Raw genomic sequence first — 16,585 nt, 5'->3', positions numbered from 1 at the left:
CTCAGCGGGCGGCGCCGCTCCCGCTCGTCAGGTGAACGAGACTTCCGGCACCGTGCGCTTCTCCTCGGATTCGATGTCCAGGAAGGAAGCCGGCTCGAAACGGAACATGCCGGCGACGATGTTGTTCGGGAAGTTCTCGCGGGTGTTGTTGTAGGTGAGCACCGCGTCGTTGAAGGCCTGGCGGGCGAAGGCCACCTTGTTCTCGGTGCTGGCGAGTTCTTCCTGGAAGCGCAGCATGTTCTCGTTGGCCTTCAGGTCCGGATAGGCTTCGGCCAGTGCGAACAGGCGCCCCAGCGCGCCGCCCAGCGTCGCCTCGGCGGCTGCCAGTTGCTTGATGGCGTCGGCATTGGCGGGGTCGGCCTTCGCCGCGGTCAGCCCGGAGGCGGCGGCGTTACGGGCACTGATGACGGCCTCGAGGGTCTCACGCTCGTGTTTCATGTAACCTTTCACCGACTCGACGAGGTTCGGTATCAGGTCGTAACGGCGCGTGAGCTGGACGTCGATCTGGGCGAAGGCATTCTTCACCCGGTTACGCGAGTTGACCAGCCGGTTGTAGATGCCGATGCCGAAGACGGCGACAACGACGATCAGGCCGAGGAATATGAGGAATCCAGACATGGACGGGCTCTCCGCAACAGTCCCGGGTCCCGAGCATACCCATCGCGGCACGGCAGGACCAGCGATTTGGTGCCTGCTGGCCTGCCTCGCGTTCGCCCAGCCCGCCGTGGCGGCCTGGCTGGACCGCAACGAGACGATGATGGGCACGCGGATCAGTGTCCGGCTCTGGTACGAGGGCGGCGAGGCGTCCGCGCAGGCCGCGGCGGCGGCCGTCGATGCGGCGATCACCGAGATCGACCGCATCGAGCAGCTCATGAGCACCTATATCGACGACAGCCGTATCTCCGAGATCAACCGCCATGCGGCCGAGCGGCCGGTGCCGGCGGGCAAGGAACTCTATGGCCTGGTAGAGACGGCCTTGCGGGTATCGCGCCTGACCGACGGTGCGTTCGACATTACCTACGACAGCGTCGGTCAGCACTACGACTACCGTGCCGGCCGGCGGCCCGACGCCGGCACCATCGAGGAGGAGATCGGGCGCCTGAATTACCGCCTGGTCACGCTCGTGCCGGAGGACCATGCCATCCGCTTCGGGCGGGACGGCGTGCGCATCAACCTGGGCGGCATCGCCAAAGGCTACGCCGTGGAGCGCGCCGTGGCCGTGCTCGCCGAGGCCGGATATCGCCATGCGATCGTTACGGCGGGCGGCGATTCCCGCTTGCTGGGCGACCGGGGCGGCGAACCCTGGGTGGTGGGTGTGCGCGATCCCCGCTCCCAGGAAGGCGTGGCCGTGCGCCTGCCGTTGGTGGACGAGGCCATCTCCACGTCCGGCGACTACGAGCGCTATTTCGAGGAGGACGGCGTCCGCTACCACCATATCCTGTCGCCCGCTACCGGCGAGCCGGCGCGGGGCGTCTACAGCGCGACCGTGGTCGGTCCGGACGGCGTGCTGACGGACGCCCTGTCCACCTCCGTTTTCGTGCTCGGTGTCGAGCGCGGCCTTGCCCTCATCGAGGAGTTGCCCGGCTATGAAGCCATCGTGATCGATGCCGGCGGGCGCATGCATTACACCCTGGGGCTGACCCCGCCGGGGTGACGCGGCCGTCGCCTTTTTGCGACAGGAAAAATCCATAATTGTCAGCTAATTAGCGGGCTATCGCCCGAACCTGTCCGCTGCTGCCGACACCAGCGTCCGCGGCCCGGCGTCCCTCCGTTGCTAAGTCCCTGATAAACCGCGCCCCGCCGAGGCTGGCACGCCATTTGCTAGTGATCCTTGCGGTGGCCGTCGCTGCCCGTCACACCCGTGTCCGCCCGACGCCTTCGCACAGGCCTGGCGGTACTGTGACAGGCATCACGGCCGCTCACGTGCAAGCGCTGCGACCATTATGTTCGGTCGCCGACGGGCCCGCCGCCCGTGTGATTCGTACGGGCCTGCCGCCCGTGTAATCCGTACGGGCTCGCCGCCCGTGCAACCAGTGAGGAGTCCGTGATGGAGATAAGGAGATCTTTGGCTGCCCTGCTGCTCGTGGCGTTCGCTGCTACACCGGCACTGGCCAGCAAGGGCGCGCTCGACGGCCAGCAGGCGCCCGATTTCGCCCTGACGAGTCTGGACGGCGAGAACCTGCGCCTCTCCGAATACCGGGGCGAGGTCGTGATGATCAACTTCTGGGCTACCTGGTGCGGACCGTGCCGCCAGGAGATGCCGCTGCTCGACGAACTCTACGACCGCTACGAGCGGGTGGGCTTCCAGCTGCTCGGCGTAAACATCGACGACGACCCGCGCCGTGCCATGGAGATGGCCGAGGAACTCGGCATCAGCTTTCCGGTGCTGTTCGACGACCGCAAGGAAGTGAGCGAGCTGTATCGGGTGGAGGCGATGCCGGTCACCGTTATCCTCGATCGCGAAGGCGTCGTCCGCTACACGCACTACGGCTACAAGCCCGGCTACGAAGAGTACTACCTGGACCAGGTCCGCACGCTGCTGCGCGAATGATGGCGGACGGAACCGGTCGCGAACAGGCGCCACGGCGCCCGGAGTCAGGACAGTGAGACGATTGCTTTTCCCCCTGCTGCTGCTGGTGATCACCGGGATCAACGCCCACGTGCTTTCCGCCGGTGCAGCCAATACTGGTGAACGCGCTAATACCGGCGACGAGCAGGAATTCCGCAGCCTCGACCAACAGGTCCAGTCGCTGAAGAAAGAGGTGCTGGACCTCAACCGGGAACTCTTCCTGCTGGAGGAGGACCTCCTGTTCCCGGCCAACTCCCAGGTGGCGATGTTCGTCTCGCTCGACGTCGGCACCTTCTTCGACGTGGAGTCCGTGAGCCTCGAGGTGAACGGCAAGGAGGTCGCCAACTATCTCTACACCGAACGCGAGGCCCAGGCATTGCGCCGGGGCGGCGTGCACCGCATCCACGTCGGTAATCTGAAGGTGGGCGAGCACGAGCTGGTGGCCTTCTTCAGCGGCAAGGGTCCCCATGGCCGGGACTACCGACGCGGCGCGGATCTCGTATTCGACAAGGGTATCGGCGCCAAGTACATGGAACTAAAGATCTCGGACCGCAAGCACAAGCAACAGCCCGAGTTCGTCGTTACCGAGTGGGAGTAGGGATTTGGTGGCCGGGCGAAAATTCCTGGCCGCCGCGGCGGCCCTGTTGCTGCCGGCGGCCGCCATCGCAGAGCAGGGACCGGTCACCGTGGAGGACCCGCATTACGGCGAGGTCCTTTTCCATTTCTATCAGCGAGACTACTTCACCGCGCTGGTGCATCTGACCGCCGCGGAAGAGCGGGGGCTGGTGGCGGATCATGCCGCCGAGGCGGAACTGCTGCGCGGGGGGCTCTACCTCTCCTACGGCCAGCACGAGGAGGCGTCGCTGATCTTCGAGCGTCTGCTCGCCGAGAGTACCGATCCGTCGATCCGCGACCGGACCTGGTTCTTCCTGGCCAAGATCCGCTTCCAGCGGGGCTATCACCGGGACGCCGAACTGGCGCTGGCGGAGATCCGTGATGCGCTGCCGGACGAGCTGGAGGCCGAGCGGCGCATGCTGGCCGCGCAGGTGCTGATGGGCCAGGAGCGCTACCAGGAAGCCATCGACAACCTCTCGAACTGGCGCGGACCCGGCGACTGGCTGGCCTACGCCCGCTACAACCTCGGCGTGGCGCTGGTCCGCAACGGTCAGCTGGCGGAGGGCGCCGCGCTGCTCGACGAGGTCGGGCGCAGCCGGGCCGACAGCGAGGAGATGAAGAGCCTGCGGGACAAGGCGAACGTCGCGCTGGGCTACAGCTATCTGCAGGACGAGCGCCCGGAGGCCTCGCGGCCGGTGCTCGAGCGCGTGCGCTTGCAGGGCCCGTTCTCGAACAAGGCGCTGCTTGGCACAGGGTGGGCCGATTCGGCGGATGCGGAATTCGAGCGTGCGCTGGTGCCGTGGCTGGAGCTGCGTTCCCGGAATCTGCTGGACCCGGCCGTGCAGGAATCGCTGCTGGCCGTGCCCTACGCCTATGGCAGGCTCGGTGCGAACGCCAGGGCCGCGGAACACTACCTGACCGCCATCGACGCCTTTGAAGCCGAGTCCTCCCGCATCGACGGCGCCATCGAACGCATCCGCAGGGGCGAGATGATCGACACGCTGCTGGCCGCCGACCCCGGCGACCAGATGGGCTGGTACTGGCAACTCGATGAACTGCCGGCGACCACCGAGAACCGCTACCTGCCGCATCTGCTCGCGAGCCACGAGTTCCAGGAGGCGCTGAAGAACTACCGCGACCTTCGCTTCCTGCAGCGTAACCTGCTGGACTGGAGAGACAGCGTCGGCGTGTTCGACCACATGCTGGAGACCCGCCGGCTCGCCTATGCCAGCCGCCTGCCCCGAGTCGAGCAGGCGCTCGCGGACGCCGACCTGGAGGCGATCGATCAGCGCCGCCGGGAATTCGAGTCCCGCCTGAATCGAATCGTGCAGGAGCGCGACGCGCTGGCCCTGGCGACGCCCCGGGAACACAGCCTCTGGGAGGAGGTGCAGACGCTGTCGGCCGATCCCGTACTGGAGGCGGACCTGCCGGAGGCGCAGGACGCCGCCGCGAAGCTGCGCCTGATGCGCGGGGTGCTGGCCTGGGATCTGGACAAGCATTTCAAGGCCCGCGTCTGGCGTCAGCGCAAGAATCTGCGCGACCTGGAGCGTGCGCTGGCCGAGGGCCGGCGTTCGCGCCAGAACGTCGATCAGGCCCGCGTCGACGGGCCGGAGACCCTGGCCGGCTTCCGGTCGCGCATCGACGATCTGTCACCGCGCATCGATGCGTTGCTGAACCGCCTGGCCGATCTCGCCGACCGTCAGGAGGCTTACCTCAGGCGCATCTCGGTGCGTGAGCTGGAGGCGCAGAAGGGCCGCATGGCCACCTACACGGTGCAGGCGAGGTTCGCGCTCGCTTCCATCTACGATCGCGCCGCACAGCTGAGGGACACGCCGTGAACGGCGCGGCCATCAGCCTGATCGCGCTGAGCTGGCTCTGGCCATTCGGCGGCGACGAGCCGTCGGGCGAGGAGACAATCGGCAGTCTCGAGGAGCGGCGGGTCGAGGTGGAGCCCGCCGGCCCCATTCCGGGCAGCAACCGCCTGGCCCGGGAGAATTACCGGCGCTTCCTCGAGCTCGCTGACGATGATCCGCTGAAGGCCGAGGCCATGCGCCGGCTGGCCGACCTCGAGCTGGAGGCCACCGAGGCCGCCGAGCTGGCCGCCAACGCGGAGGCCATCGAGCGGCTGGGCTACGACAATGCCATCGAGCTGTACGCCAAGCTGCTCGAGACCTATCCCGACTACGCCCGCAACGACCTGGTGCTCTACCAGCTCGCGCGGGCCTACGAGAGCGCCGGTCGCCAGGAAGAGGCCCTGGTAGTGCTGGACGAACTCGTGACTGCATGGCCCGACACCGCGCACTTCCACGAAGCCCAGTTCCGCCGCGGCGAGATGCTGTTCTCGCTGAAGCGCTATGCCGAAGCCGAGGAGGCCTACCGCATCCTGGCGGCCGCCGGCACGGACACCGGGTTCTACCAGCAGGCGCTGTACAAGCTCGGCTGGAGCCGTTTCAAGCTGGCGCTGCACGAAGAGAGCCTGGAGCCGTTCTTCGGCCTGCTGGACCTGAAGGTGGCCCCCGGCGCCGCGGACCGGGAGGCCATGCTGGACGGGCTGAGCCGCGCCGAGCGCGAACTGGTCGCCGATACCTTCCGCGTCCTCTCCATCACGTTCTCCTACCTGGAAGGCGCGAAGAGCATCGATGCCTACCTGGACGAGCACCTGGCGCCGCACTACACGTACGCGATCTACGAGAACCTGGGCGACCTCTACCTGGAGAAGGAGCGATACGACGACGCCGCGGCCACCTACCGGGCTTTCGTCGAGCGCGACGCTCTGCATGACCGCGCGCCCCACCTGCTGGTGCGCGTCGTGGATGCCTACCGGGAAGGCGGTTTCCCCACGCTGGTGCTGGAAGCCAAGGAGGAGTTCGTCGAGCGCTACGGCATGGATACGCCCTGGTGGGCGGAGCGCGCGCGTGCCGAACACGAGGCCGTGGTGGGCCACGTGAAATCGAGCATCACGGATCTGGCGCAGTACTATCACGCCCGCGCTCAGGAAGAGGGCGAGACCGCGGACTACCAGCGGGCGGCGCGCTGGTACCGCAAGCACCTGGATTTCTTCCCCGGCGAGGAGGACTCGGCGAATACCCACTTCCTGCTGGCGGAGATCCTGTACGAGAGCGGCGACTATCAGGCCGCCACCGACGCCTACGAGGCGACCGCCTACGGTTATGCCTTCCACGACCAGGCGGCCGAAGCCGGTTATGCCGCGCTGCTGGCCTATCGCCGCCACGAGGAGTCCCTGCAGGCGGAAGCCCGCACGGCCTGGCACGAGCGCTACCTCGAGAGCGCGCTGCGCTTCGCCGATACGTTCCCGGCCCATCCGGAGACCGGGGCGGTCCTGACCACCGTGGCGGAAGACCTGTTCGGCCAGGGCCGCTTCGAGGAGGCCATCGCCGTGGCCGGCGATGTGGTGACGAAGATGCCGCCGGTCGACCCCGCGCTCGAGGGGACGGCGTGGCGGGTGATGGCCCACTCCCGCTTCGACCTGGGCCGCTATGCGGAGGCAGAGAGCGCCTACCTGGAGCTCCGGGCCCGCACCGACCCGCAGGATTCCGAGGTCGTGGCGGAGATACGCCAGCGCATCGCCTCCTCCATCTACAAGCAGGGCGAGATCGCCCGGGAGGCGGGCGAGCAGGAGGCAGCCGTCGGGCACTTCCTGCGCGTCGGCACGGTGGTGCCCGCGGCGTCGATCCGCGAGACGGCGGAGTACGATGCGGCCGCCGTGCTGATCGCGATGCAGGCCTGGGACCGGGCGGCCGGCGTCCTCGAGACCTTCCGCCTCGATTATCCCGACAGCGACCGCGCCGACGAGGTGACCCGGCGCCTGGCCGTCGTCTACATGGAATCGGGCCGCAAGGGCCGCGCGGCGAGCGAGTTTCGCCGCATCGCTGTGGCGGGCTCGACGACGCCGCAGCTGCAGCGCGAGGCCCTGTGGCAGGCCGCCGACCTCTATCAGGAGACCGGCAGCGTCGCCGAGGAGCGCGCCGTGCTCGAGGACATCGTCGCGCGTTTCCCTGCCCCCGTGGCCGCAGCCGTGGAGGCGCGCCAGCGACTGGCCGAGCTGGCCAGGGAGGCCGGCGATGCGGGCGCCCGGCAGCGCTGGCTGGAAGCCATTGTCAGCGCGGACGCCGGCGCCGGCGACGCGCGTACCGAGCGCACGAAGTTCCTGGCGGCTAAGGCCTCGCTGGAACTCGCCGAGCCGAAGCGGCGCTCCTTCGCCGCCGTGCCGCTGAGCCATCCCCTGAAGGAGAGCCTGGCGGCCAAGAAAGCGATGATGGAAGAGCTGCTGGCTGCCTACGGCAGGGCGGCCGACTACGGCGTCGCCGAGGTGACGACCGCGGCGACCTTTCGCATCGCGGAGGTCTACCACCGGTTCAGCAAGGATCTCATCGACTCCGAGCGGCCGGCCGGACTGGACGAACTGGAACTCGAGCAATACGAGATCCTGCTGGAAGAGCAGGCGTTCCCGTTCGAGGAGAAGTCCATCGAACTGCACGAGGTGAACGCCGCCCGCGCCAACGATGGTGTCTACGACGAATGGGTGCGCCGCAGCTTCGAGGAGCTGGCGGCGCTGATGCCGGCGCGTTATGCGAAAGCGGAGAAGACGGAAGATGCGTTACCGGGCCTTTACTGAGGCGGGCGCCGTCCGCCGCCGCTGGCCGCGCCTGGCGCTGCTGGCCGGCATGGTGGCAATGGCGGCGCTGGCGGCCGGCTGCGCCAGCACCGGCGGCGGGCAGAGCGCTGCCGACGAGGTGCCGGCAGACCCGGCGGCCGGGGTCGCCCCCGGGGTCAGGGCCGATTACGGCAAGGCCGTGGCGCTGCTGGAGGCCGGAGATCTGGAGGGCGCCGAGGCGCTGCTGAACCGATTCGTCGACGCCAACCCGGCCTACCCGGGCGCGTGGACGAACCTCGCGATCGTCTACCGGCGGGGCGACCGGCCCGACGAGGCCAGGGCGGCTCTCGACCGGGCCCTGGGCCTCGACGTCGGTTATGCGCCGGCCCTGAATCAGCTCGGCGTCATGCACCGGGAGGCCGGTCGTTTCGCCGAAGCAGAAGCCGCTTATTTGAAGGCCGTCACAGCAGATCCCGAGTACCCGTTGGCACACTTCAACCTTGGCGTGCTCAACGACCTGTATCTGGGCAGCCCGGAAACGGCGCTGAGCCACTACGAGAAGTACCAGGCGCTTACCAGCGGAGGCGATGACAGGGTGGCGATGTGGATAGTGGATATCAGGCGGCGTCTCGGCATCGAGACCCAGTCGGCGAGGGCCGACTGATGCGTGGCGCGCACGCCATGCGGCTGCTGCCGGTCCTTTTCCTGCTGGTCGCTCCGGCGTTCGCGCCCGTGGCCGCCGAGGAGAGCGACGAGCGGGATGTGATGGAACCGGCCGTGTCGGGTGAAGCGCTGTCGGCCGAGACGTCGGCGCCGCCAGTCCGCGGCGAGGCCCGCGTGATGGACGAGCTGGACCTGGAGCGCACCGAGATCACCGGTAACCGGGAGCTGCCGAAGGTGCTCTACATCGTGCCCTGGAAGGCATCCGACCTCGGCGACCTGGTGGGCCGCCCGGTGAACAGCCTGCTGGACGAGGTGCTCGCGCCCGTGGACCGGGAGGTCTTTGTCCGCCAGGTGGACTACTACCAGAACCTGTATGCCGGCCCGGAGGCCGGCGCTGAGTCCGGCAGCGATGCCGGCAGTTCGCAATGACGTTTGATTTTAGAGGAGCAATCAAATGGATATGTTCGGCGCCGTAGTGCGTTTTTTCCAGGATGGGGGCGAATTCATGTACCCCATCCTGCTGGTATTCGGGCTCGGTATGGCGATCGCCATCGAGCGTTATCTTTTCCTGACTTACTCGGGCGCCTCCAACCGGCAGCTCTGGAAGAAGATTGTGCCTTATCTCAAGGCCGGCAACTTCCAGAAGGCCGTGGAGCTGACCAGCAAGTCCAAGGCCGCCATCGGCACCATTCTCACCTACGGTCTGTACCGTATCCGTTCGGCCCGACGTCGGGACGACATCGAGAAGGCCATGGAGGAGAGCATGATGGAGGTGCTGCCGAAGCTCGAGAAGCGCACCCATTATCTGGCAACGCTGGCGAACATCGCCACGCTGCTCGGCCTGCTCGGTACCATCATCGGTCTGATCCGCGCCTTCACGGCGGTGGCTAATGCCAATCCCGCGGAGAAGGCGGACATGCTGTCGGCGAGCATCTCGGTGGCCATGAACACGACGGCCTTCGGTTTGATGGTGGCCATCCCGCTGCTGCTGATTCACACGGTGTTGCAGACGAAGACCAACCAGATCGTCGACAGCCTGGAGATGGCGTCCGTGAAGTTCCTGAACGCCATCACCGAGCGTGAAGGCAAGGGCACGGAGGCGGCATGATCCGCAATCGCAGGCCCCGGCGCCATATCGAGGCGGCGGAGCTCAACATCACCGCGTTCATGAACCTGATGGTGATCCTGGTGCCGTTTCTGCTGATTACGGCGGTGTTCTCGCGACTGGCGATTCTGGAACTGAATCTGCCAGGCTCCTCTTCCGAGCCCGCCGCCGAACCCCAGCAGACGCTCACCCTGGAGATCACCGTGCGCTCGGACATGATCGAGATCGGTGACCGCAACCAGGGCCTGCTATCGCGCATCCCGAACAGCGAGGACGGTTACGACCTCCAGGCGCTGGCGGACAAGCTGAAGGCGATCAAGGCGCGCTTCCCGGACAAACTGGATGCCACGCTGCTGCTCGAGCCCGACATCTCCTACGACGTGCTGGTGCAGGTCATGGACAAGGTGCGGGTGGCCGAGACGGTGGTGGCGGGCAATCTCGTCAAGGGCGAGCTGTTCCCGGAGATTTCCATCGGTGACGCGGTCGCGCGAGCCGAAGGAGCCTGAATCATGGCACTGCACTCGAATCGCGCCAAACGGATGGACCGGCGGCACAAGCGCTCGAAGGGCGCGACGGCGCTGAACCTGGTATCGCTGATGGACATCTTCACCATCCTGGTCTTCTTCCTGCTGGTGAACTCCGCGGAGGTGGAGGTGCTACCGAATGCGAAGGACCTGCAGCTGCCCGAATCGATCGCAGAGCAGAGGGCCGAGGAGACGGTGGTAATCCTGGTGTCCGAGACGGAGATCCTGGTGCAGGGCACGCCGGTGATAACCATCGAGGAAGCCATGGCGCGTGATACCAGCGTACTGGAGCCGCTGAAGGCGGCGCTGCAGTCGCAGAACGATCGGGTGCTGCGCAAGACGGCCGATGCGGAGATCGCGCAGCGGGCCGTGACCATCATGGGCGACCGCGATATCCCTTATCGGCTGCTGAAAAAGGTGATGCGCACGTGCAGCGACGCGGACTACGGGCGCATATCGCTGGCGGTGCTGCAGAAGAGCTCGGAGCAGCTCGCTCAGGTCACCGGCACCGGGGCGTGACAGGGAGCAGGGGTTTGGATATTCCTTTCTACAGAGAATACGAGCTGCCCTGGACCGTCTCGACGGATCAGGAGCAGCGCTTCCGGCGCATCCTCGCGATCGTCTGCGGCGTGCTGCTCGTGCTCGGGCTGATCTGGCCGTGGCTGCCGGTGCCCGAGCGCGACCCGTTCGAGACGGAGGAGATTCCGGAGCGCTTCGCGAAGCTGCTGCTGGAAGAGCGCACGCCGCCGCCTCCTCCGCCGCCGAAGGTGGAGGAGAAGCCCGAGGAGCCGGAGCCCGTCGTGGCCGAGGAGGCGGTGCCGGAAGAGGTTGTCCCGGAACCCGCGCCGGAACCGGAGCCGGTCGACCGGGTGGAGCAGGCGCGGGAGAAGGCCTCGGTGGCGGGGCTGCTGCCCTTCGCAGACGAGCTCGCGGACCTGCGTGACAACCAGGCCGTCGCATCGGTCAAGGCGGACAAGGACCTGACCGGCTCGGTCGGGAGCGGTCCCAGCAACGAGCGTTCGCTGATCACCTCCAACGTGGCGGGCGGCAGCGGCGGCATCAATACGGCCTCGCTGTCGCGCAATACCGGCGGCAGCGGTCTGGCCGCGCGGGACACGACGAAAGTGGAGAGCCCGGTGGCCGGTGTCGGCGGCGGTGGCGGCGAGGCGCGGCGGAGCGGCGACAGCGGCAAGGCGTCGCGCAGTCGCGAGGAGATCGAGCTGGTCTTCGACCGCAACAAGGGCGCGATCTACGCGCTGTACAATCGGGCGCTGCGCCGTGACCCCACGCTGCAGGGCAAGCTCGTGCTGAGGCTGACCATCGCGCCGTCGGGGACGGTGACCGCCTGCGATATCGTCTCCAGCGACCTCGGCGACGATGAACTCGAACGCAAGCTCGTCCAACGCGTCAAACTCTTCCGCTTTGACGCGAAAGACGTGGAAGCCGTCACCACCACCAAACCCATAGACTTCTTCCCCGCCTAGCAGGCTAGCAGGTGTAGAAGGTGCCGGACCGAACTATTGGAACTTTCTTGCGTTTCGGCTTTCGCCTGTAGGACGCTCACGCGACAGAGCGAACAACAAGTTCAGAAAGTTCCAAAAGTTCGGTCCGGCACCTTCATCACACCTTCATCACCTTCATTCGCTGCAGGAGGCGCCGTAGGCGAAGCAGCTGTAGCAGCGATGGTGGCGCAGGTAGACGCGGCGGTCGGCCTCAGCCAGGCTGCCGCCAAGATCGTAGTCCTCGTCATCATCGACCAGCGTGCAGGCGTACACCCTCATCCGGCCGCCTTTCTTGATCACCATTCGTGAATAGGCGCACATGAATCCGCGCCGGGATTTCTCCGTGTGGTAACGGGTCATGCAGTCTTCGGTGATCTCCGGCACATCGAAGGCGCTGCCCGGAGTGCCGAAATCCGGGAAGGAAACGATGCGGGTGTCACGGTCGATGCCATTGGCGGCGAACAGCTCGCGGAAGACTTCGTCCGCGGCGATGCTGTCCTCGTTCTTCTCCGCCTGGCGGGCCAGCGACACCGGAAAACCCAGCGCCGCAAGGGAGCGTATTCCCTCCAGCGCCTGATCGAAGGTGCCGGCGCCGCGACCCGCATCGTGGCGGTCCCTGTCCGGCCAGTCGATGCTGACGCGGAACGAGATCGGGTGCTGGCATTCCCGCAGACTCTCGATCTGTTGCAGCCGCTTCAGCACCGGCTCGGTCCCGTTGGTCAGCACCAGGCACGGGCGTCGCGAGGCGGCATGGCGGAGGATGCGCACGAAGTCCTTGACGATGAACGGCTCGCCGCCCGTGAACGAGAACTGCCGCACGCCCCGGTCGCACGCCTCCGCCATCAACGGCTGCACGTCCTCCAGCGTGACGCGGTCGAGTCGCGTGTCACCCGGCTTCGACCCCTCCAGGCAAAACGGGCAGGCCAGGTTGCAGGCCGTGCCGGTATGAAACCAGAGCTCGTCGAGCGCGTGGGCATCGATATAGCCCCGCGGCTCGTCGTCTCGCGTGTGGTAAAGCGATGGGCGTTCAATCATGAACAAGGCTCAGCGTCTCCAGCATGGTCTCCAGTGCTTCGTCCTCCTCGCCTGCGTGTTCCAGCGAGCAGTTGTAGGTCAGGAACAGCGCGAGGGTGCCGGCCCGCAGGAACCACTGGCGGACGAGGACGCTTTCGCCCTCGATGTCGTAGCGGTAGCCCCGGAACTCGCCGCATTCCACGGCCTCGGCATCGGCGCCTTCCTCCGGGTGCTGGACCGCGAATCCCTGCAGGTCCTCGTCCGTGACCGGGTCGTCCTTGCGCGCCGCGCTCACGCGCAGCGCGCCGGCGCCCTCGGGGTGATAGAGCACTTCGGCGTCGTCCTCGCTGCGGCCGGTCCAGCCGGAAGCGAGTCTCAGCGCCCAGGAATTGCCAGCGTAGATGGTCATGATCTTGTCTGCCGGTTGACCCGGTTCTCCTTTCGGTTCTCGTAGATGCGTGCCAGGCGGCGCGGGGAAAACCCCATAGCATAGCCCAAAGCGAGCATGCGGTTACCCAGCGTGCGGCGTATCCAGCCATCGCGTTCCCAGCGCCGCGGCGAGACACCGAGCGGCGAGGACAGGCTAACGAAGAGGCCCCGGCGCCGCGCGCGCCGGACCAGCCGGACTTCCTCGAACAGCGGTTCGTCGGGGAAGCCGCCGCACTCCAGGTAGACGTCGCGCCGGAAGAACAGCCCCTGGTCGCCGTAGGGGATGCCGAAGCGGGCGCGGACGTTGATCAGCGCAGCCAGCAGTCGGCGACCGGCAGTCTGCGGGCCCTGGAAGCGAAAGCGGAAATGGCCGCCCACGGCGCCGCCGGCCGCGGCTTCGCGGATCCGCGCGACCGAGCCGGGGCAGGGCAGTGCGTCTGCGTGCAGGAACCACAGCCAGTCGGCCCCCGCTGCCAGTGCTCCTGCGTGCTGCTGGGGGCCACGGCCCGCCCGGGCGGTCAGGCACCGCGCCCCCGCCTCCGCGCAGATGCGTTCTATGGCCGTGTCGTCGCCTGCGCTGACCACGATCTTCTGGTCGGGCTCGTCGCCGAGGCGGCCGAGCAGCTCCGCCAGCGGTCGCGCGTCTCCGCGCACGGGGACAACCACGGCGACGCGCTCGCCACTCAACGGCGCAGCCTGAGCCAGAGCCGGAACAGCCTGGCGACGAACGGCGTGAGCCGGCTGCGGTTGTAGGCGTCCGCCAGGCGCCGCAGGTATTCTGCGCGAGTGGGGTAGGCGAAGACGGCCGGGTCCAGCGCGCCCAGCCCCTCGCCACGGGCCACCAGGATCGACAGCGGCGCGATCTGTTCACCGGCATCGCTGCCCACCAGCGTGGCGGAGAGTATCCGGTCGCCGCCCTTCTCCGTCAGCACCCGCGCGAAGCCCGCCGTATCGCCCGTGGCCTGGCCCCGGTCGAGCTCGCTCCACTCGACCTCGTAGACGTCGAATCCGTCCTCCGCCAGTCGGGATTCCTCCGCGCCGACGTGGGCGACCTCCGGCTGCGTGTAGACGCAGCGGGTTACGTGGCGTGCATCCATCGAACCGCTGCCCGGGAACAGCGCATTCCGAATCACGACCCGGGCCTGGCGGTCCGCGTTGCTGGTGTAGCGCTGCTGCGAGGCCACGTCGCCGATCGCGTAGACCGCGCGGTTCGACGTGCGCAGCCGCTCGTCGATGCGGATCCCGTCCCTGGCATCGTAGTCTACGCCGGCGGCCTCCAGCTCGAGGCCCTCGACGTTGGGCCGACGCCCGAGCGCGACCAGCACGGCGTCCGCCTCTGCCGTGATCTCGCCGGCGCGGACCGTCACCGTGCCGTCCTGCCGGCGGACCGACTCGACAGCGGCGCCGAAGTGGCAGTGGACACCATCTTCCCTGAGCCGGGCGGCGACCAGTTCGCCGGCAGCCGGGATTTCCGCCGGCAGCGGCCTGTCGGCCGCTTCGAACAGGTGCACCTCGGTGCCGAGCAGCGCCATCGCTTGCGCGAGTTCCGAGCCGACGGCGCCCGCGCCGAGGATCGCGAGCCGGCGGGGCTGCGCACGCTGATCGAAGAAGGTCTCGTTGGTCAGTGGTTCGGCCTCGGCCAGGCCGTCGATGGCCGGCATGGCGGCGCGGCTGCCCGTGGCGATCACCACCGAGCGCGCACGCAGGCGCTCATCACCGACGGCCACGGTGTGGCCGTCGACCATTCGGGCCTCGCCGAGAAATACGTCCACGCCCGCCTCGCTGTAGCGCTCCACCGAATCGTGATGGGCGATCCCCGCGCGCACCGAGCGCAGCCAGGCGAAGGCGTCGTCGAAGTCCGGTTGCTCGCCACCGCTTGCGCGACGCCGCTTCGCCATGGCCAGCAGCGCCTTCGAGGGCACGCAGCCGGCATTCAGGCAGTCGCCGCCCATCGCATGACGCTCGACCAGCGCCACCCTGGCACCGAGTCCCGCCGCGCCGATGGCCGTGACGAGCCCGCCGGGACCCGCGCCGAGCACCACCAGGTGGTAGCGCTCCGCCGGTGCGGGGTTGCGGTAGTCCTCCGGGAAGACGAGGCTCTTCCACTCCCGGTCCGCCGCTGCGCCCGGATAGCCGTTCATGACTCCGCCGCCTCGGCCCGTGCGAGTTCCGTGCGCAGCGTGCGGGTGGCGAACCGGGTCACCAGCACCGTCACCACGGCCGTGGCACCGAGTCCGGCGAAGAACAGAATGTCGCCGGCCGTGCCCGTGCCGAAGTCCCCGGCCAGCAGCGCCGCCAGGTCCTGTGCTGCCGAGCCGATGTAGACGTAGAGGATGGTCGCCGGCAGCATGCCGATCCACGACGCCAGCACGTAGTGCAGCGTCTTGACGCCGGTCAGGCTGAGGAAGTAGTTCAGCGCGTTGAAAGGGAAGACCGGCGAGAGCCTGAGCAGCATGACGATCAGGAAGCCGCGGTCCTCCGTGGCACGGTCCACCGCTGCCAGCCGCCGGTCCGTGCCCACCTTGCGCCGCACCCAGTCCCGGCCGAGCGACCGGCCCACCAGGAACGCCGCGGTCGCGCCCGCTACGCTGGAGATGCTGACCACGATGGTGCCGACCACGACGCCGAACAGGAAACCCGCCGCCACGGTGAGGATGGAACCGGGAATGAGGAAGACCGTGGCCACCACGTAGGTGGCGAAAAATGCCAGCCCCGCGGTCTCACGGTGAGCCCCGATCCAGCCGATCACCGCTTCCAGCCAGCCGCCGACCGGCAGCGCGTAAACCGCCACGGCGAGCGCCAGCAGACCGGCCACGAGTATCAGTATGCGTTTGCGTGAATTCACTGTGCGTCCTGCCGTTGTCCGTATTCCTCTCGCCGCAGCCAATCCCACAGCCAGTCCAGCAGCCGCTGTCGCGCCGGCCGGGCGTCGTCGCGCAGGGCGGCGGCGAGCGCACCCAGGTCTGCCGCGCGGTCCACGTCCGGCCACCGCTCCAGCCAGCGCACCCGCAGGCCCGCGGCCTCGCACGCCCCGGCCAGCGCGTCGGCGAGCCGCTCCGTGCTCCAGGGCAGGCCGGCCAGCGGCGGCCAGCCCGGGCCGGTACCCATGAAGACCACGCCGCCGTCTTCCGCCGCGCCCAGCACGACGTCTGTCTCGTCCAGGGCGTTCGCCGCGTCCGTCAGTGCCGGCACGCCGAGGAGCGGGCAGTCCATCCCGACGTACAGCCGGGTCTTATATCCTTCGTCGCGCAGCCGCAGGTCGATGTCGTTGAGCCGCTCGCCGAGGTTGCCGCCGCGCTGGGGCAGTATCCGCGCGCCGGCGAGGCCCAGGCCGGCAGCCCACTCCCCGTCGGCCGCATCGGCGGGCGAGAGCACGGCGCTGCCAGGCCAGCCGGCGAGATCCTCAAGCGCGCATTCGAGCAGCTGCCGCGCCAGTTCCGCGGTGCGCTCCTCGCCAAGTGCGGGCACGAGCCGCTGCTTGGCGTGCTTCGGCCGCTTGGAGAACAGTATAAGAGCGTCATCCGTGCCGACCATGGTACGTCCAGACTG

18 protein-coding genes are annotated in these 16,585 nt (G+C 67.9%); 11 read left to right on the top strand and 7 right to left on the bottom strand.

What is annotated here, in order from left to right; all coding sequences use genetic code 11:
• Window positions 1-27: 27 nt before the first annotated feature.
• Window positions 28-618 carry a LemA family protein gene (locus ACJMKX_RS07210; protein ID WP_405223081.1) on the bottom strand — a complete coding sequence of 197 codons (591 nt, stop codon included), beginning with the start codon at window positions 616-618 and terminating at the stop codon, window positions 28-30.
• On the opposite strand from ACJMKX_RS07210, the gene ACJMKX_RS07205 reads away from it, so the two are divergent.
• The 11 genes from ACJMKX_RS07205 to ACJMKX_RS07155 all read left to right on the top strand — a co-directional run bounded on the left by ACJMKX_RS07205 (window position 617) and on the right by ACJMKX_RS07155 (window position 11,575).
• The gene (locus ACJMKX_RS07205) at window positions 617-1,654 is read left to right on the top strand and encodes an FAD:protein FMN transferase (RefSeq protein ID WP_405223078.1); all 1,038 of its coding nucleotides are present in this window, start codon (window positions 617-619) and stop codon (window positions 1,652-1,654) included. The genes ACJMKX_RS07210 and ACJMKX_RS07205 overlap by 2 nt on opposite strands.
• 393 nt (window positions 1,655-2,047) lie before the next feature.
• Window positions 2,048-2,551, top strand: a complete 504-nt coding sequence (locus ACJMKX_RS07200; RefSeq protein ID WP_405223075.1) for a TlpA family protein disulfide reductase — start codon at window positions 2,048-2,050, stop codon at window positions 2,549-2,551.
• A 52-nt stretch (window positions 2,552-2,603) separates the two neighbouring features.
• Window positions 2,604-3,167 carry an AraC family transcriptional regulator gene (locus tag ACJMKX_RS07195; protein ID WP_405223072.1) on the top strand — a complete coding sequence of 188 codons (564 nt, stop codon included), beginning with the start codon at window positions 2,604-2,606 and terminating at the stop codon, window positions 3,165-3,167.
• Between the two features lie 7 nt (window positions 3,168-3,174).
• Window positions 3,175-5,022 carry a tetratricopeptide repeat protein gene (locus tag ACJMKX_RS07190; RefSeq protein WP_405223069.1) on the top strand — a complete coding sequence of 616 codons (1,848 nt, stop codon included), beginning with the start codon at window positions 3,175-3,177 and terminating at the stop codon, window positions 5,020-5,022.
• Entirely contained in the window at window positions 5,019-7,820 is a 2,802-nt protein-coding gene (locus ACJMKX_RS07185) for a tetratricopeptide repeat protein (RefSeq protein ID WP_405223067.1), read from the top strand. The genes ACJMKX_RS07190 and ACJMKX_RS07185 overlap by 4 nt, the downstream gene beginning before the upstream one ends.
• On the top strand, window positions 7,798-8,463 hold the full coding sequence (locus tag ACJMKX_RS07180) for a tetratricopeptide repeat protein (protein WP_405223065.1): 666 nt from the start codon (window positions 7,798-7,800) through the stop codon (window positions 8,461-8,463). The genes ACJMKX_RS07185 and ACJMKX_RS07180 overlap by 23 nt, the downstream gene beginning before the upstream one ends.
• Window positions 8,463-8,891 carry a hypothetical protein gene (locus tag ACJMKX_RS07175; protein WP_405223062.1) on the top strand — a complete coding sequence of 143 codons (429 nt, stop codon included), beginning with the start codon at window positions 8,463-8,465 and terminating at the stop codon, window positions 8,889-8,891. Before ACJMKX_RS07180 ends, ACJMKX_RS07175 begins: the two co-directional genes overlap by 1 nt.
• A gap of 25 nt (window positions 8,892-8,916) precedes the next feature.
• A complete protein-coding gene (locus ACJMKX_RS07170) occupies window positions 8,917-9,570 on the top strand; it encodes a MotA/TolQ/ExbB proton channel family protein (RefSeq protein WP_405223059.1) in 654 nt (217 codons plus the stop codon).
• Complete coding sequence (locus tag ACJMKX_RS07165; protein ID WP_405223057.1) at window positions 9,567-10,073, top strand: ExbD/TolR family protein; 507 nt, start codon at window positions 9,567-9,569, stop codon at window positions 10,071-10,073. The genes ACJMKX_RS07170 and ACJMKX_RS07165 overlap by 4 nt, the downstream gene beginning before the upstream one ends.
• A gap of 3 nt (window positions 10,074-10,076) precedes the next feature.
• Window positions 10,077-10,610, top strand: coding sequence for an ExbD/TolR family protein (locus tag ACJMKX_RS07160; RefSeq protein ID WP_405223054.1), 534 nt, complete (start codon window positions 10,077-10,079; stop codon window positions 10,608-10,610).
• 14 nt (window positions 10,611-10,624) lie between these two features.
• Window positions 10,625-11,575 (top strand): AgmX/PglI C-terminal domain-containing protein, encoded by a 951-nt coding sequence (locus ACJMKX_RS07155; RefSeq protein WP_405223051.1) that lies wholly within the window; start codon window positions 10,625-10,627, stop codon window positions 11,573-11,575.
• 153 nt (window positions 11,576-11,728) lie between these two features.
• Here ACJMKX_RS07155 and ACJMKX_RS07150 read toward each other — a convergent pair whose 3' ends face one another.
• Genes ACJMKX_RS07150 through ACJMKX_RS07125 form a run of 6 tightly spaced genes read right to left on the bottom strand, consistent with a single transcriptional unit; the run spans window position 11,729 to window position 16,570 of the window.
• Window positions 11,729-12,628: a radical SAM protein gene (locus tag ACJMKX_RS07150; protein ID WP_405223048.1), complete on the bottom strand. Its 900-nt coding sequence runs from the start codon at window positions 12,626-12,628 to the stop codon at window positions 11,729-11,731.
• Entirely contained in the window at window positions 12,621-13,016 is a 396-nt protein-coding gene (locus ACJMKX_RS07145) for a hypothetical protein (protein ID WP_405223045.1), read from the bottom strand. The genes ACJMKX_RS07150 and ACJMKX_RS07145 overlap by 8 nt, the downstream gene beginning before the upstream one ends.
• Window positions 13,013-13,723, bottom strand: a complete 711-nt coding sequence (locus ACJMKX_RS07140) for a glycosyltransferase family protein (RefSeq protein WP_405223042.1) — start codon at window positions 13,721-13,723, stop codon at window positions 13,013-13,015. The genes ACJMKX_RS07145 and ACJMKX_RS07140 overlap by 4 nt, the downstream gene beginning before the upstream one ends.
• Window positions 13,720-15,177, bottom strand: a complete 1,458-nt coding sequence (locus ACJMKX_RS07135; protein ID WP_405223039.1) for a dihydrolipoyl dehydrogenase family protein — start codon at window positions 15,175-15,177, stop codon at window positions 13,720-13,722. Before ACJMKX_RS07135 ends, ACJMKX_RS07140 begins: the two co-directional genes overlap by 4 nt.
• Entirely contained in the window at window positions 15,174-15,881 is a 708-nt protein-coding gene (locus tag ACJMKX_RS07130; protein ID WP_405223036.1) for a TVP38/TMEM64 family protein, read from the bottom strand. Before ACJMKX_RS07130 ends, ACJMKX_RS07135 begins: the two co-directional genes overlap by 4 nt.
• Entirely contained in the window at window positions 15,878-16,570 is a 693-nt protein-coding gene (locus ACJMKX_RS07125) for a TIGR04282 family arsenosugar biosynthesis glycosyltransferase (protein WP_405223033.1), read from the bottom strand. Before ACJMKX_RS07125 ends, ACJMKX_RS07130 begins: the two co-directional genes overlap by 4 nt.
• Between the last annotated feature and the right edge of the window lie 15 nt (window positions 16,571-16,585).

Source organism: Lentisalinibacter sediminis (assembly GCF_040706615.1).
In the GTDB taxonomy this organism is placed as follows: domain Bacteria; phylum Pseudomonadota; class Gammaproteobacteria; order Steroidobacterales; family Woeseiaceae; genus Lentisalinibacter; species Lentisalinibacter sediminis.
This window is presented reverse-complemented; position numbering and strand designations above follow the sequence as displayed.

Coding starts and splice junctions, on each gene's coding strand:
- ACJMKX_RS07175 (WP_405223062.1), top strand. CDS start 8,463: ATGCGTGGCGCGCACGCCATGCGGCTGCTGCCGGTCCTTTTCCTGCTG.
- ACJMKX_RS07165 (WP_405223057.1), top strand. CDS start 9,567: ATGATCCGCAATCGCAGGCCCCGGCGCCATATCGAGGCGGCGGAGCTC.
- ACJMKX_RS07145 (WP_405223045.1), bottom strand. CDS start 13,016: ATGACCATCTACGCTGGCAATTCCTGGGCGCTGAGACTCGCTTCCGGC.
- ACJMKX_RS07170 (WP_405223059.1), top strand. CDS start 8,917: ATGGATATGTTCGGCGCCGTAGTGCGTTTTTTCCAGGATGGGGGCGAA.
- ACJMKX_RS07160 (WP_405223054.1), top strand. CDS start 10,077: ATGGCACTGCACTCGAATCGCGCCAAACGGATGGACCGGCGGCACAAG.
- ACJMKX_RS07200 (WP_405223075.1), top strand. CDS start 2,048: ATGGAGATAAGGAGATCTTTGGCTGCCCTGCTGCTCGTGGCGTTCGCT.
- ACJMKX_RS07205 (WP_405223078.1), top strand. CDS start 617: ATGGACGGGCTCTCCGCAACAGTCCCGGGTCCCGAGCATACCCATCGC.
- ACJMKX_RS07135 (WP_405223039.1), bottom strand. CDS start 15,177: ATGAACGGCTATCCGGGCGCAGCGGCGGACCGGGAGTGGAAGAGCCTC.
- ACJMKX_RS07210 (WP_405223081.1), bottom strand. CDS start 618: ATGTCTGGATTCCTCATATTCCTCGGCCTGATCGTCGTTGTCGCCGTC.
- ACJMKX_RS07180 (WP_405223065.1), top strand. CDS start 7,798: ATGCGTTACCGGGCCTTTACTGAGGCGGGCGCCGTCCGCCGCCGCTGG.
- ACJMKX_RS07150 (WP_405223048.1), bottom strand. CDS start 12,628: ATGATTGAACGCCCATCGCTTTACCACACGCGAGACGACGAGCCGCGG.
- ACJMKX_RS07125 (WP_405223033.1), bottom strand. CDS start 16,570: ATGGTCGGCACGGATGACGCTCTTATACTGTTCTCCAAGCGGCCGAAG.